At 27.6% G+C, this 304-nt stretch carries 1 protein-coding gene; it reads right to left on the bottom strand.

All coding sequences use genetic code 11. From position 1 onward, the window contains the following. A partial coding sequence (locus FPQ10_RS13240) for a hypothetical protein (protein WP_222103069.1) occupies positions 1–194 on the bottom strand: 194 nt, incomplete at its 3' end. Positions 195–304 lie beyond the last annotated feature (110 nt).

Genomic DNA, 304 nt, shown 5'->3' with positions numbered 1-304 from the left:
TGAAAAATAAATTTATTAATCATATCTTTACTACTACGTTGCTCATGTCTTTCAACAGCTGCAACTTTAGCAGTTATTTGGTCGAAGAATATAAGAGTTGTGTGATAAGTGGGTTTTTTAGATTGAATGCAAAAGATAGTACCTAAAGTTTCTGGTTTATTGTTATTGATGTAAGTAAGTTGCGCCTCATTCATATTAGAAGTGTGTCATTTTTTCATATTTTATAATTATTTTAAATTGTCAAGATTAACAACTTTATTAATCATATGTGAAACATCTCTAGCTGTCACTAATACAAAATCTA

The organism is Allobacillus sp. SKP2-8 (assembly GCF_007559355.1).
Classification (GTDB): Bacteria; Bacillota; Bacilli; order Bacillales; family Alkalibacillaceae; genus Allobacillus; species Allobacillus halotolerans.
The sequence above is the reverse complement of the archived record's forward strand: the minus strand, read 5'-3'. Positions and strand labels throughout refer to the sequence as shown.